This is a genomic window from Xanthobacteraceae bacterium (genome assembly GCA_019454205.1).
In the GTDB taxonomy this organism is placed as follows: Bacteria; Pseudomonadota; Alphaproteobacteria; order Rhizobiales; family Xanthobacteraceae.
Genome location: CP075369.1, coordinates 2,839,900 through 2,853,215, shown reverse-complemented (window position 1 = coordinate 2,853,215; position 13,316 = coordinate 2,839,900). Strand labels below are relative to the sequence as shown.

Genomic DNA, 13,316 nt, shown 5'->3' with positions numbered 1-13,316 from the left:
GCTCGTTCCCAGCATGAGCGAGCCGAAAAAGATCCTCACGATCCTTCATCAGGAGCACTCCAATCCCGGCCGGGTCGGGCGGCGATTGATGGAACGCGGTTTCGTGCTGGACATCCGCAAGCCCTGTCTCGGCGACCCGCTTCCTGAAACGATGGAAGATCACGTTGGCGCAGTGATCTTCGGCGGGCCGATGAGTGCGAACGACGACAACGAAGGCATCAAGCGCGAGATCGACTGGTGCGAAGTGCCATTGAAAGAAGACAAGCCGTTCTTCGGCATCTGTCTTGGCGCGCAGATGCTGGCGAAGAAGCTCGGCGCGAAAGTGGATTACCATCGCGAAGGACTGACCGAGATCGGCTACTACCCGATCGTGCCGACGGACGAAGGCCGCAGGTTCGTCGAGTGGCCGAGCCATATGTACCAGTGGCATCGCGAGGGCTTCGACCTGCCGTCCGGCGCGACGCGGCTGGCATCGAGCGACACCTACGAAAACCAGGCGTTCCGGTTCGGCCGCGCGGCGTTCGGCGTGCAATTCCACCCCGAAGTCACGCACCGCATGATGTGCCGCTGGACCACCATGGCGGCGCACCGGCTGGAATTACCCGGCGCGCAGGGCCGCGAAGATCATTTCTCCGGGCGCTACCAGTTCGACCGCGGCGTGCTGGCATGGCTGGAGCATTTTCTGGATCGCTGGACTGCGCTGATGAATTCGCCCGGCGAAGATTCGCAAAATGCGAATTCGCTCGCGAAATGCGAAGCCCCGCGCTGAACGCGGCGGCGAGATTTCTCAATCTCTAGAGTCCATGGCGGTTTGCGTGCTGCATCTTGTGGCGATGGCGCGCGAAAACAACTGGCAACGCAGTTGCTGAGAGAATGCCAGCCGGATGTCAGGTTTTTGCGTAACCGGCTTCATCGTGTACCGGGGGACGGCAACTTATGACCCCTAGCTGCCGTCCCTCACTCCACGCTCTTCCTTATTATTCCGCGCCTGTTGCAACTGCACGATCATCGCTGCTGCGAGAATCGCTGCGCACCCTGCGGCGCTGAGCGGCGTTAACCTCTCGTTAAGGAACAGCCACGCCCCGAACGCTGCGAACAGCGTTTCCGTCATCACCAGAATCGCGGCTTCGGCTGGCGACGTTGCGCGCAGCGCCATCGTAAGGATCGTGAAGGTGAGCGCGGTCGAGAGCACGCCGACATAAAGAATGTCGGGCGCGGCGGCGCGCAGTCCTTCCAGCGTAATGGATTCGGCTACGAGCGCCGCGATCAGTGCGGTAACGCCCACCACAGCGAACTGAATCACGGAAAACAGAACCGGACGGTTCAACGGCGCGGCGGCGCTTGCGATCACGAGATGCAGTGCCCAGAAGAACGCGGAAGCCGCGACCAGCCAGTCGCCGAGGCCAAGTCCGCCGAGCGTGCCGCCGCCAAGCAGCCAGGTGCCGGCGAAAGACAATCCGACCGCGGTCCAGATGGGAAGCGACACCGCTTGCCGCGTGAATGCAAAACTGATGAACGGCGTTGCCACCACATAGAGCGCGGTGAGGAATGCGGTGTTCGTTACCCAAGCTGTCTTCAGGCCCGACTGTTGCAGGAACGAAGCAACGACGAAGGCCATGCCGGCCACGATGCCGATGAAGACGACCGGTTTGCCCGGCGCGGCCTTCGCGTTGCGTTGTTCGAGCAGCGCAAGTGGCAGCAGGACGAGCGCTGCAAGCAAGCCGCGCGCAGCGACGAAAGTAAGCGGGCCGATATGGGCCATCGCGGATTTCTGGAACAGGAACGCGAATCCCCAGATCGCGGCGCAAGCGAGCAGCAGCAGGTCGGCGCGGATGCGGGTCATGGGGAAATCTTGCGGACCGCTGGTGGAGCCGAGGGGAGTCGAACCCCTGACCTCTGCAGTGCGATTGCAGCGCTCTCCCAACTGAGCTACGGCCCCGGTCCGGCGAGGCGGCATCTAGGGCGTGGGCCTTGGGGGTGTCAAGAACGGCGCCGGGAACGCGCTTTCGCGGCACCTTTCCCTTCTTCGCCGTGGCGGCTATGCAGGAAACCGACGGATTCGGAGACGCGCCTTGGTCCTCACCATCGTTCAGATTCTTCAGTTCCTGATCACGGTTTACATCTACGTGCTGATCGCGGCCGCGATCCTGTCGTGGCTGATCGCGTTCGATATCGTCAACCGCTACAACCAGTATGCGCGCATGTTCTCGGTCGCGCTGTACCGGCTCACCGAGCCGCCGCTTAGGCCGATCCGGAACCTGCTGCCCAATCTCGGTGGCCTCGATATTTCGCCGGTCATCCTCATCATCGTTCTCATCATCATCCGCGACATCCTGCTGCCGAAGCTGGTCTGATGCCCGGCAAGCCGTGGCGGCCCGCGGCTGACGGCGTGAGCCTCGATGTGCGCGTGACGCCGAAAGCGTCGCGCGACGGCATCGACGGCGTGGAGACGCTCGCGGACGGCCGCGCGATTTTGAAACTGCGCGTGCGCGCGCTGCCGAGCGAAGGCGAGGCCAACGAAGCGGTGATTGCGCTGCTCGCGAAATCGTTGCGGCTGCCGAAATCTTCGCTCGTGCTTGAGCGTGGAGCGGGGTCCCGTATAAAGACGCTCAGGATTTCCGGCGATGCGGCGGCGCTGGTCGCCGCGCTGGAAGCGGCGGTGACGAAGACGCAGGAGAAGCGGTGAGCGCGAAAATTCTCGACGGCAAGGCGCTCGCGGACGAAGTCCGCGCGAAAGTCGCGGCGGCGGTGCCGGGCATTGCCGCGAAGCTGGGGCGCAAGCCGGGCTTTGCCGCCGTGCTGGTCGGCGAAGATCCCGCGAGCCAGACCTACGTGCGCAGCAAGGAGAAGGCGACGCTGGAAGCCGGGATGGCTTCGTTCGAGCATCGCCTGCCGGAAGGCACTTCGGAAAAAGATTTACTCGCGCTGATCGCGAAGCTGAACGCCGACGAAAGCGTGGACGGCATCCTCGTGCAGTTGCCGGTGCCGAAGCACATCGACACCGCGCGCGTGATCGAGGCGATCGACCCGGCGAAGGACGTCGATGGATTCCATCCGGTGAATGTTGGACGGCTGGCGGCGGGCCTGCCCGCGCTGGTTCCGGGCACGCCGCTGGGCTGCATCCTGCTTGCGAAGAAAGCGCATGCTTCGCTCGCGGGCATGGAGGCGGTGGTGCTGGGCCGCTCCAACATCGTCGGCAAGCCGCTCGCGCAACTGTTGCTCGCGGAGAATGCGACGGTGACCATCGCGCATTCGAGGACGAAGAATATTGAAGAAGTTTGCCGCCGCGCGGACGTGCTTTGCGTCGCAATCGGCAAGCCGCAATTCGTGAAGGCGGACTGGATCAAGCCGGGCGCGACCGTGATCGACGTCGGCATCAATCGCGTGGCGGGCGCGGACGGCAAGAGCAAACTGGTCGGCGATGTCGCCTTCGACGAAGCGAGCAAGGTTGCCGGATGGGTCACGCCGGTGCCGGGCGGCGTCGGGCGGATGACGGTCGCGTGCTTGCTGGTGAATACGTTGCGCGCGGCTTGCGCGCGTGCGGGGATCGAAGCGCCGAAACTCTAATTCAGCGCGCCCAGCCGAAGGCGACCTTGTCGAGCACCTTGTTGCCGAAGCGCTCGGTGGAGCGCGCGACCGGCTTGCCGCCGAGTGCCTTGTAGAAGTTCACGGCTGCTTCGTTGCCGGAGAGCGCCCACACCACGAGGCTGGTCTGGCCCGACTGGATGAGGTCGCGGCGGGCGGTGGCGAACAGGCGGCTGCCGAAGCCGAGGCCCTGATATTCGGGCTTCAGGTACAGCTCATAGATTTCGCCGGTATAGGGCAGGCTTTTCGCGCGGTTGCGGCCGTAGTTGGCGTAGCCCGCGATCTCGTCGCCGAAGTTGAACAGCACGATCCGCGAGCCGCGCCGAATCGCCGCATCCCACCACGAAGCGCCGCGCCGCTGCACGAGCTTCTCGAGTTCGGGGCCGGGGATGAGGCCGCGATAGGCGCTCATCCAGGCTTCGTCGTGGGTTTCCGCAAGCGCCGCAGAGTCTTCGGTGCGGGCACGGCGGAGTTCGATCAGGACCGTACTCATGACCCTAATCGAAACAGGGCTTTGCCCCGCTTTCAAGCGTTTCGTTAATGAGGGGTTAACTTATCCGAAGAGGCGCGGCGGAACGGCCACACCCCTCTCTGTAACTGTGCCAAAATGAATCAAGGCGGCGCAGTTTCAGGCGCTCACGCCGAAGGTGTCGCGATAACCGAGCGCGGCGGGATCGAAGATGATGTCGGCGGGCCGCAGCGGCCGCGCCAGCGCGAGACCGTTCAGCGATCTGCACCGGCTCAACGCGACATAGGTTTGTCCGTGCGCGAACGCACCGCGCGCGAGATCGAGATAGACGTTGTCGAGCGTCATGCCCTGACTTTTATGAATCGTCAGCGCCCATGCGAGGCGGAGCGGGAACTGGTGAAACGATCCCGTGACCTTCTGCACGATGGCGTTTTTCTTCTCGTCGTATTCGTGACTGATCTTCTCCCATGCCGCGCGTTCGATCTCGTATTCGACGCCGCGGATTTTCATCCACACTTTGCCGTTCGCGATCTCCGAGATGACGGCGACGGTGCCGTTGACCCAGCGTTTCGCCGGATCGTTGCGGAGAATGACCACCTTTGCGCCCGGCTTCAAGCGTAGCGAAGCATCGGTCGGGTAAGACCCTTCGTCGAACGTGCCTTTCACCTCGGCCTCGAATACGTGCGGCTCTCCCGTGAGCGCGCGGAGGAAGCGGTTGTTCAGATCGAAAACGGTTTCGTTGTCGGGCGCGAGGATCACGAAATCCTCGCGGTTGGCGAGTTGCTCGAACGGCTTCACGAGGCCGTTCAGCGCGTCGAGCTGGAATTCGTCGATGGTTCGCGTCGCCACGCAATCGAGCAGGCTGGAGAATGCGGGGTCGGTCTGGCGGAATTTCTTGGTGAGTTCGACGTAACCGAAGCCGCTTTCCCGGAACGCGGGCGCGTTGAAGAAATACGCGCCGCCATAGGTCGTGTTCAGGTAGCGGAGAATTTCCTTGTCGGAAACGACGGGAGGAAGCTGATGCAGGTCGCCGAACATGATGGTGCAGACGCCGCCGAACGGCTCGCTCGGCCGGTTGCGGTTCATGCGGAGCGTGAGGTCGATCGCATCCATCAAATCGGCGCGCACCATCGAGACTTCGTCGATGATGAGGAATTCGAGTTTCTTCAGGATCGCCGCGTTGCGACGCGGCTTGATGTCCTGCGGCTGGATCAGCCGTGGCGGCAGCCTGAAGAAAGAGTGGATGGTCTGGCCGCCGACATTCAGCGCGGCAATGCCGGTGGGCGCGACCACGGCTGCATTCGCGCAACCGCTACGAAGATGGCGCAGCAGCGTGGACTTCCCGGTGCCCGCGCGGCCGGTGACGAACAGGCTGCGGCGGTTCTGCTTCACCTGCCGCAGCGCGTTCTCGAACTCGCCGGTAATTTCGATTTCGCCGGAACGGCTCGACACCGAAGATTTCAGGCGCGCACCGTGCCTGCTCCCGCTTCATCCGCGGAGAGCATAGCAGCGCGCGGACGCGCAGCAATCGTCAGGCGGCGTTCTCGGCTTCGCGCTTGCGCTCCTCGCGCTTGCGGTCGTTCGGATCGAGCAGGATCTTGCGCAGCCGGATCGACTTCGGCGTGATCTCGACCAGTTCGTCCTCGCCGATATAGGCGAGCGCCTTTTCCAGCGTCATGCGGATCGGCGGCGTGAGGCGCACCGCTTCGTCCTTCGACTGCGTGCGGATGTTGGTGAGCTTCTTGCCCTTGAGCACGTTCACTTCGAGGTCGTTGTCGCGGTTGTGCTCGCCGATGATCATGCCGCGATACACCTTCCAGCCCGGCTCGATCATCATCGGGCCGCGCTCTTCGAGGTTCCACAGCGCATAAGCGACCGCTTCGCCCTGATCGTTCGAGATCAGCACGCCGTTACGGCGGCCCGGAATGTCGCCCTTGTAGGGTGCGTATTCGTGGAAGATGCGGTTCAGTACGGCGGTGCCGCGCGTGTCGGTGAGCAGTTCGTTCTGGTAGCCGAGCAGGCCGCGCGTCGGCACGTGAAATACGAGGCGCAGGCGATTGCCGCCGGACGGGCGCATGTCCATCATCTCGCCGCGGCGCTCGGAGAGTTTCTGCACGACGACGCCGGAATGTTCCTCGTCGACGTCAATCACGACTTCCTCGATCGGCTCCATCATTTCGCCGGTCGCTTCGTCCTTCGAGAGCACGACGCGCGGACGCGCCACCGAAAGCTCGAAGCCTTCGCGGCGCATGGTTTCGATCAGGATGCCGAGCTGTAATTCGCCACGGCCCGCGACCTCGTAAGAATCCTTGCCGGAGCTTTCGGAAATCTTGAGCGCGATGTTGCCTTCGGCTTCGCGGAACAGGCGGTCGCGGATCATGCGGCTTGTGACCTTGTCGCCTTCGGTGCCCGCGAGCGGGGAATCGTTGACGCGGAAAGTCATCGCCAGCGTCGGCGGGTCGATCGGCTGCGCGGGGATCGCTTCCATCACGTTCGGCGAGCAGATGGTGTCGGCGACGTTGGCCTGCGTCAGGCCGGCGATGGCGACGATGTCGCCCGCTTCGGCTTCCTCGACCGGCTGGCGCTCAAGGCCACGGAACGCGAGCACTTTGGTCACGCGGCCGTTTTCGAGCAGCTTGCCGTCGCGCGAGAGCACTTTCACGGTCTGGTTCGGCTTCACGGTGCCGGCGGTGATGCGGCCGGTGAGGATGCGGCCGAGATACGGGTTCGCTTCGAGGATGGTGGCAAGCATCTTGAACTCGCCTTCCTCCACCTTCGGCGCGGGCACGTGCTTCACCACCAGATCGAACAGCGGCTTCATCGAGTCCTTCGGGCCTTCGAGCGAAGGGGCCATCCAGCCTTGCTTCGCCGAACCGTAGAGGATCGGGAAGTCGAGCTGTTCCTCGGTCGCGTCGAGCGCGGCGAACAGATCAAAAACTTCGCCCGCGACTACGTTGGCGCGGGCGTCCGGACGATCGACCTTGTTGATGGCGACGATGGGCTTCAGCCCCATCTTGAGTGCTTTGGACACCACGAACTTGGTCTGCGGCAGCGGACCTTCGGCGGCATCGACCAGCACGATCACGCCATCGACCATGTTGAGGATGCGCTCGACCTCGCCGCCGAAATCGGCGTGGCCCGGCGTATCGACCACGTTGATGCGGATGTCGTTCCACAGGATCGAGGTCGCCTTCGCGAGAATGGTGATGCCGCGCTCGCGCTCCAAGTCGTTGGAGTCCATGGCGCGCTCGGTGACCTTCTCGTTTGCGCGGAAGGTACCGGCCTGTTGCAGGAGACGGTCGACCAGCGTGGTTTTGCCATGGTCGACGTGCGCGATGATCGCGATGTTCCGGAGATTCATTGTATGGGTCCAAAAAACATGACGCGGGCGCTTCGAGCAGCCCGCGGGATTCGCGCCCGTATATGGCGCGGCTTGGTGCTTTGCAACCGCGCGGTTACGGCTTCACGAAACGGTCTTAATTGGCCTTCCGCGACCAGGGTCCGGCGAAGGTTTGGGGCCGGGCGGCGTGAACCAGCATCATCTCGCCGAGGTTCTCGGCGGTCAGCAGCCCGGCAAGGCGGCCCGCGCCATCGACCACGCCGACCGCGGGCGCGCCGGATTCGGTCAGCGCCTTGATCGCGGCTTCCAGCATGGCGCGCGCGGGAACGACCGGAATATCGGCCTGCATCGCCTCCAGCACCGGGGCATCCGGCCCCTTTTCCTTGAGCGCTTTAATCATGGCGTCGCGGGTCAGCACGCCGCGCAACGTCCCCGCACCGTCGACCACGGGAAATTCCTTCTGCGTGGTGTGGATCAGCGCTTCGACGGCGTCGTTGATGGTGGACTGCGTGTTGAGCGACTGGAACTGCGTGATCATGGCGTCGGCCACGACCGCGCCGCGCGAGACGTCGCGAAGCTGCGCCTGCCCGGTTTCGGCGGACGCGGCGAGGAACACGAACACCGCGATCACGAGCAGCATGGGATTCGTGAAGATGCCGAGGATGCCGAACAGCACGGCAAAGGCCTGACCGACCATCGCGGCGATTTCGGTGGCGCGCGCGAAGGAAAAGCGCGTGGCGAGCAGCGCGCGCAGCACGCGGCCGCCGTCCATCGGGAAGGCGGGAATGAGATTGAACAGCACCAGAAAGATGTTCGCGCCCGCCAGCTTCACGATCATCGAGGTCTTGGGATCCTCGATGCGCGCCAGCGATTGCACGTCCACGCTGGTGAAGCCGAGATATGCGATCAACGCGGCGGCGATGGCGACGTTCACCAATGGCCCGGCGATGGCGACCACGAATTCCTGCCATGGCTTGTCGGGAATGCGTTCCAGCGAAGCAATGCCGCCGAACGGCCAGAGCGTGATGTCCGGCGTCTTCACGCCGTAACGGCGCGCGGCGAAGACATGGCCGAACTCATGCAACAGCACGCAGAAGAAAAGCAGCGAGACGAAGATCACGCCTTCCCACGCGGCGCTCGTGCCGCCCTGCCGGTAATAGGCGTACCAGATCCAGACGAGGAACAAGAGAAACGTGACGTGGATACGGACGGCGGTGCCGTAAACGCGCGCGACGGTCAGCGACCACATGCCGGTTTCTCCCGTTGTGAACGCCTAAGATAGGGCAGAACGCGCGCGGCGCAATCGGGCCGTCAGCCTGCGATGCGGCGGCCCAGCTTGAAGATGCCGAAACCGATCGCAAAGCCCACTACGATCATCAGGATCAGAATGATGCGGCCTTCCCAGCCGCCCGTCTCCTGCGCATTCCAGTACGCGCCGGCGAGCACGATGCCGGGAATGGAAAGCGCGAAGCCAAGCAGGATGCCGAAGACGGCGACTAGAAATCCCACGATCTTGCGTGGCGTGACCGCGGGACGTGCGCCGTTATCGCTCACGCGGAAGGCTCACTTCTTCTTGTTGCGCTGGCCGAGCGTGCGCAGGCGGAGCGCGTTCAGCTTGATGAAGCCTTCGGCGTCCTTCTGGTCGTAGGCGCCCTTGTCGTCCTCGAAAGTAACGAGCGTGGACGAGTAGAGCGACTTCGGCGAGACGCGGCCGGCCATCAGCACGTTGCCCTTGTAGAGTTTCAACGTGACTTCGCCCTCGACATGCTCCTGGCTCTTGTCGATCAACGCCTGCAACATCTCGCGCTCCGGCGAGAACCAGAAGCCGTTGTAGATCAGCTCCGCATAGCGCGGCATGATCTCGTCTTTGAGGTGCGCCGCGCCGCGGTCGAGCGTGATGCTTTCGATTGCTCTGTGTGCCGCGAGCAGGATCGTGCCGCCGGGCGTTTCATAGACACCGCGCGACTTCATGCCGACGAAACGGTTCTCGACGAGATCGAGGCGGCCGATGCCGTTGTCGTGGCCAAGCTGGTTGAGCTTGGTCAGCAGCGCAGCGGGAGAAAGTTTCTGGCCGTCGATGGAAACGGCGTCGCCCTTCTCGAAACCGATCTTTACCGTCGTCGCCTTGTCGGGCGCTTCCATCGGCGAGATGGTGCGCTGGTAGACGATATTCGGCGCTTCGACGTTCGGGTCTTCCAGCACCTTGCCTTCGGACGAGGAGTGCAGAAGGTTCGCGTCTACCGAGAACGGCGCTTCGCCTTCCTTGTCCTTCGTGATCTGAATCTGGTGGTTGCGCGCGAAGGTGAGCAGTTCCTCGCGGCCCTTGAACTCCCATTCGCGCCACGGCGCGATGATCTTGATGCCGGGTTCGAGCGCGTAATAGCCAAGCTCGAAGCGCACCTGATCGTTGCCTTTGCCGGTGGCGCCGTGGGAAACCGCGTCGGCGCCGGTCTTGCGCGCAATCTCGATCTGCTTCTTCGCGATCAGCGGGCGCGCAATCGAAGTGCCGAGAAGATAGAGACCCTCATACTGCGCATTGGCGCGGAACATCGGGAAGACGTAATCGCGCACGAATTCCTCGCGCACGTCCTCGATGAAGATGTTTTCTTCCTTGATGCCTGCGCGCAGCGCCTTCTCCCGCGCGGGGGCAAGCTCGCCGCCTTGGCCGAGATCGGCGGTGAAAGTCACGACCTCGCAGCCGTAGGTCGTCTGTAGCCACTTCAGGATGATCGAGGTGTCGAGACCGCCGGAATAGGCGAGCACGACCTTCTTTACGCTCTTGCTCATTTGTCGCCCGTGGTAGGGGGAATTTTCGCTGTTATAGGCGGCTTATTGCCGTTCGCAAGGTTGTCGCGTTCGTGCTCGCAGATGGGCCTGATAGCGCTATTCTGTCGGCAGAATCAGACCGCTCGCGATGGCCACGCTCGACTTCTTCTACGAATTCGCCTCGACCTATTCGTATCCCGCCGCAATGCGGATCGACGACCTCGCGCTCGATTACGACTTGGAGGTGAACTGGCGGCCGTTCCTGCTCGGCCCGATCTTCAAGGCGCAGGGCTGGGACACTTCGCCCTTCAACGTCTATCCGGACAAGGGCCGCTACATGATCCGCGACCTGGAGCGGATTACTGAAGCGCAGGGCCTGCCGAAGTTCAAAATGCCGAAGACGTTTCCGGCGCATACGCTTTTGCCCGCGCGCGCCGCGCTCTGCCTGCAAGGCGAGATGCGCGCGGCGTTCTCGCGCGCGGTCTATGACGCGGAGTTCGCCCATGGCGCGGACATCGCCGATCCGAAGGTGATCGGGAAAGTCCTGCAATCGCTCGGCGAGGACGCCGCGAAGATTTTCGAGAAGGTGAATACGCAGCCGGTGAAGGATTTGTTGCGGGAGCAAACCGAAGCCGCGCAGCAGTTGAAAGTCTTCGGCGCGCCCGCGTTCGTCACCGGAGGCGGCGAATTGTTCTGGGGCAACGACCGGCTGGAAATGGCGCTGGAGTGGGCGGCGCGCGCTTAGATCAGATCGCGCGGGTTTTCCATTTGCCCGCACCGCGTCCGGCAATCAGCCAATACACGAAGCCGGCGATGATGCCCGCGACCGCGACCAGCCGCAGTTCTTTCAGGATTGGCTGCACGGTGCCGGTGCCGGCGAAGTGCGCGGTGGGGTCGCTCAGCATGTAGCCGAGCACGCCGCACAGGCCGCCCGCGATCAGATAATAAAGAACCGAGCGGAAGTTGAAGGTTTCCGCGAGCGCGATTGCGAGAAACGCGGGCGCGAAAATGAAGAACGGCGTGATGATGCCCGCGACCGCCGCGACGAACCAGAACAGGGTCCAGATTTCCGGCTGCGACGGATCGGCCGTTCTGAGTTCGGGCATCAGGAGGCCATAGGCGACGACCGCCGCGGCCGCGGCGCAGGCGCAGAGAAATCCGAACGCGATCACGAAGAAACGGAGAAAGAGCGACACGGCGTCAGTCCGTCATCGCCATTGCACGGAGCGCCATGCGTTCGCGCGCGGTGAGCTTCTGCGTTTCGGATTTTAGTTGCCCGCAGGCGGCGAGGATGTCGCGGCCGCGCGGCGTGCGCACCGGGCTGGCGTAGCCCGCGTTGAACACGATGTCGGAGAACTTCTCGATGGTTTCCCAGTCCGAGCACTCATACTTCGTGCCGGGCCATGGATTGAACGGAATGAGATTGATCTTGGCCGGGATGCCTTTCAGGAGGCGCACCAGTTCTTTCGCTTCCGCGGGCGAATCGTTCACGTCCTTGAGCATCACGTATTCGAACGTGATGCGGCGCGCGTTCGAGGCGCCGGGATACGCGCGGCAGGCGTCGAGCAATTCCTTGATCGGGTATTTCTTGTTGAGCGGCACCAGTTCGTCGCGCAGATCGTCGCGGGTCGCGTGCAGGGAGATCGCGAGCATCGCGCCGACATCATTTCCGAGCGGCTCGATCATCGGCACGACGCCGGAGGTGGAAACCGTGATGCGGCGCTTGCCGATGGAGATGCCCTGATCGTCGGAGATGGTAGCGATCGCGGTTTTCACGCCGTCGTAATTATAGAGCGGCTCGCCCATGCCCATGAAGACGAGATTGGTGACGAGGCGCGGGGCGTCCTGTTCGCTCGCCGTGCCTTCGGCGCGCGTCATGCCGGGCCACTCACCGAGCCGGTCGCGGGCGATCATCACTTGCGCGACGATTTCATGCGCATGGAGATTGCGGACAAGACGCTGCGTGCCGGTGTGGCAGAACGAGCAATTCAGCGTGCAGCCGACCTGCGACGAGATGCAGAGCGTGCCGCGGTCGCTTTCGGGAATGTAGACGGCCTCGATGTCGTGCGGCTTCTCGCCCGGCGTGTCGGCGGGCAGGCGGATCAGCCATTTGCGGGTGCCGTCGGAGGAGACCTGCTCGACCACGACTTCCGGGCGATCGAGCGTGAAGTGTTCGGATAGTTTCGCGCGCAAATCCTTCGAGACGTTGGTCATCGCCTCGAAGTCGCGCACGCCGCGGAAATAAATCCAGTTCCAGAGCTGCGATACGCGCATTCTGCGTTCACGCTCGGACACGCCGATCTCGCCGAGCGCTTCGGAGAGCGCTTCGCGATCAAGGCCTGCGAGGGAACGCTTCATCGACATTCTCAGGGGCACTCTTTGGCGACGCGGTCGAGCGCCTGCGGGAAGCCGGAGAGCGAATAGCGGTCGGTCGTGGCCGCGCCGCTCGCGGGCGTCAGGCGCAGCGTGAGTTCTTTTTCTTTCTTCATCGCGTCGAGTAACTTTGCTTCGTCGGCGGGATCCTTGATCCACAGACCTTGTTTGCGCACGAACATCGCGAAGTTGGTGCCCGCGCCCACAGCTGCATTCACGGCGGTGCCTTCTTTCTGGTCGAAGCCGACCAGAATGTTCACTTCGTTGACGAGTTTCTCTTCCGGCTTCGTGGTCACGAAGAAATAGGCCGGGTTGCGTTTCACGTTCGCGGGCTGACGCTCTTTCGGTTGCGAGAGTGCGAAGCAGGTCTTCGCGGCTTTATTGACGTAAACGCCCCAGTCGCCGAACTGCGCGACCAGCGTGGGCGAGCCGGCGGAAGATTTTTTCTGCTCGGTCTTTTTCGGCTCGGCTTTCTTTTCCGATTTCGGCTGCGCTTTTGGCTCGGCCTTTTTCTGCGGGGCTTTCTGCTGGGTTTTCTTCTGCGCATCCTGCGCAGCGGAATGGGTCGCCGGTAAAACAGCGAGAAGTGATGCCAGCAGGCATACGGACAAACGCGCGATCATCGAATTTCCTACGGTCCGGGGCTTGGCCCCGCGACAAACTCCGCCACAGGAATTAGAAATAGCCGCCTTTAGCCCCGCCTGCCAAGGAAACGGTACAGGGAAGGCGGGCCGTCCAATCTGGCAGCGATGTAGGCATCGACGCCGACAAAAACATGGCGCG

At 63.0% G+C, this 13,316-nt stretch carries 15 protein-coding genes and 1 tRNA gene; 5 read left to right on the top strand and 11 right to left on the bottom strand.

The features are described 5' to 3' along the window. Positions 1 to 13: 13 nt before the first annotated feature. Positions 14 to 769: a glutamine amidotransferase gene (locus KF794_14465; protein ID QYK44936.1), complete on the top strand. Its 756-nt coding sequence runs from the start codon at positions 14 to 16 to the stop codon at positions 767 to 769. 174 nt (positions 770 to 943) lie between these two features. On the opposite strand, the gene KF794_14460 is transcribed toward KF794_14465, so the two are convergent. Next, a complete protein-coding gene (locus KF794_14460; GenBank protein ID QYK44935.1) occupies positions 944 to 1,843 on the bottom strand; it encodes a DMT family transporter in 900 nt (299 codons plus the stop codon). A 20-nt stretch (positions 1,844 to 1,863) separates the two neighbouring features. Then, positions 1,864 to 1,939 (bottom strand) — tRNA-Ala (locus KF794_14455). Positions 1,940 to 2,072: 133 nt separating this feature from the next. Between KF794_14455 and KF794_14450 the strand changes: the two genes are divergently transcribed. Genes KF794_14450 through folD form a run of 3 tightly spaced genes read left to right on the top strand, consistent with a single transcriptional unit; the run spans position 2,073 to position 3,567 of the window. After that, positions 2,073 to 2,354 carry a YggT family protein gene (locus tag KF794_14450; protein QYK44934.1) on the top strand — a complete coding sequence of 94 codons (282 nt, stop codon included), beginning with the start codon at positions 2,073 to 2,075 and terminating at the stop codon, positions 2,352 to 2,354. After that, positions 2,354 to 2,686 (top strand): DUF167 domain-containing protein, encoded by a 333-nt coding sequence (locus KF794_14445; protein ID QYK44933.1) that lies wholly within the window; start codon positions 2,354 to 2,356, stop codon positions 2,684 to 2,686. Before KF794_14450 ends, KF794_14445 begins: the two co-directional genes overlap by 1 nt. Beyond that, positions 2,683 to 3,567 (top strand): bifunctional methylenetetrahydrofolate dehydrogenase/methenyltetrahydrofolate cyclohydrolase FolD, encoded by an 885-nt coding sequence (gene folD, locus KF794_14440; GenBank protein QYK44932.1) that lies wholly within the window; start codon positions 2,683 to 2,685, stop codon positions 3,565 to 3,567. Before KF794_14445 ends, folD begins: the two co-directional genes overlap by 4 nt. A 1-nt stretch (position 3,568) precedes the next feature. Here the strand turns inward: folD and KF794_14435 are convergent, their stop codons facing one another. The 6 genes from KF794_14435 to KF794_14410 form a co-directional block, all read right to left on the bottom strand. Next, a complete protein-coding gene (locus KF794_14435; GenBank protein ID QYK44931.1) occupies positions 3,569 to 4,078 on the bottom strand; it encodes a GNAT family N-acetyltransferase in 510 nt (169 codons plus the stop codon). A 135-nt stretch (positions 4,079 to 4,213) separates the two neighbouring features. Then, on the bottom strand, positions 4,214 to 5,485 hold the full coding sequence (locus KF794_14430; protein QYK46721.1) for an AAA family ATPase: 1,272 nt from the start codon (positions 5,483 to 5,485) through the stop codon (positions 4,214 to 4,216). Between the two features lie 100 nt (positions 5,486 to 5,585). Next, entirely contained in the window at positions 5,586 to 7,415 is a 1,830-nt protein-coding gene (gene typA / locus KF794_14425) for a translational GTPase TypA (protein ID QYK44930.1), read from the bottom strand. Between the two features lie 115 nt (positions 7,416 to 7,530). Then, positions 7,531 to 8,643, bottom strand: a complete 1,113-nt coding sequence (locus KF794_14420; GenBank protein ID QYK44929.1) for a site-2 protease family protein — start codon at positions 8,641 to 8,643, stop codon at positions 7,531 to 7,533. Positions 8,644 to 8,705: 62 nt separating this feature from the next. Continuing rightward, on the bottom strand, positions 8,706 to 8,948 hold the full coding sequence (locus KF794_14415; GenBank protein ID QYK44928.1) for a hypothetical protein: 243 nt from the start codon (positions 8,946 to 8,948) through the stop codon (positions 8,706 to 8,708). 9 nt (positions 8,949 to 8,957) lie between these two features. Continuing rightward, positions 8,958 to 10,181, bottom strand: coding sequence for an argininosuccinate synthase (locus KF794_14410; GenBank protein ID QYK44927.1), 1,224 nt, complete (start codon positions 10,179 to 10,181; stop codon positions 8,958 to 8,960). 127 nt (positions 10,182 to 10,308) lie between these two features. Here KF794_14410 and KF794_14405 point away from each other — a divergent pair, with 127 nt between their 5' ends. Then, positions 10,309 to 10,905 (top strand): 2-hydroxychromene-2-carboxylate isomerase, encoded by a 597-nt coding sequence (locus KF794_14405; GenBank protein ID QYK44926.1) that lies wholly within the window; start codon positions 10,309 to 10,311, stop codon positions 10,903 to 10,905. 1 nt (position 10,906) lies between these two features. Here KF794_14405 and KF794_14400 read toward each other — a convergent pair whose 3' ends face one another. From KF794_14400 to KF794_14390, 3 genes are read right to left on the bottom strand one after another with little or no spacing between them, the layout of a single operon-like run. Then, complete coding sequence (locus tag KF794_14400; GenBank protein QYK44925.1) at positions 10,907 to 11,356, bottom strand: hypothetical protein; 450 nt, start codon at positions 11,354 to 11,356, stop codon at positions 10,907 to 10,909. Between the two features lie 4 nt (positions 11,357 to 11,360). Further along, positions 11,361 to 12,524 (bottom strand): 23S rRNA (adenine(2503)-C(2))-methyltransferase RlmN, encoded by a 1,164-nt coding sequence (gene rlmN, locus KF794_14395; protein ID QYK44924.1) that lies wholly within the window; start codon positions 12,522 to 12,524, stop codon positions 11,361 to 11,363. A gap of 2 nt (positions 12,525 to 12,526) precedes the next feature. Next, positions 12,527 to 13,156 carry an Invasion associated locus B family protein gene (locus KF794_14390; protein ID QYK44923.1) on the bottom strand — a complete coding sequence of 210 codons (630 nt, stop codon included), beginning with the start codon at positions 13,154 to 13,156 and terminating at the stop codon, positions 12,527 to 12,529. Positions 13,157 to 13,316 lie beyond the last annotated feature (160 nt).

Excerpts from the sequence above, each read along its gene's own strand:
- KF794_14410 (QYK44927.1), bottom strand. The coding sequence starts at position 10,181 with ATGAGCAAGAGCGTAAAGAAGGTCGTGCTCGCCTATTCCGGCGGTCTC.
- KF794_14465 (QYK44936.1), top strand. The coding sequence starts at position 14 with ATGAGCGAGCCGAAAAAGATCCTCACGATCCTTCATCAGGAGCACTCC.
- KF794_14435 (QYK44931.1), bottom strand. The coding sequence starts at position 4,078 with ATGAGTACGGTCCTGATCGAACTCCGCCGTGCCCGCACCGAAGACTCT.
- KF794_14420 (QYK44929.1), bottom strand. The coding sequence starts at position 8,643 with ATGTGGTCGCTGACCGTCGCGCGCGTTTACGGCACCGCCGTCCGTATC.
- KF794_14460 (QYK44935.1), bottom strand. The coding sequence starts at position 1,843 with ATGACCCGCATCCGCGCCGACCTGCTGCTGCTCGCTTGCGCCGCGATC.
- KF794_14390 (QYK44923.1), bottom strand. The coding sequence starts at position 13,156 with ATGATCGCGCGTTTGTCCGTATGCCTGCTGGCATCACTTCTCGCTGTT.
- KF794_14445 (QYK44933.1), top strand. The coding sequence starts at position 2,354 with ATGCCCGGCAAGCCGTGGCGGCCCGCGGCTGACGGCGTGAGCCTCGAT.
- rlmN (QYK44924.1), bottom strand. The coding sequence starts at position 12,524 with ATGTCGATGAAGCGTTCCCTCGCAGGCCTTGATCGCGAAGCGCTCTCC.
- typA (QYK44930.1), bottom strand. The coding sequence starts at position 7,415 with ATGAATCTCCGGAACATCGCGATCATCGCGCACGTCGACCATGGCAAA.
- KF794_14405 (QYK44926.1), top strand. The coding sequence starts at position 10,309 with ATGGCCACGCTCGACTTCTTCTACGAATTCGCCTCGACCTATTCGTAT.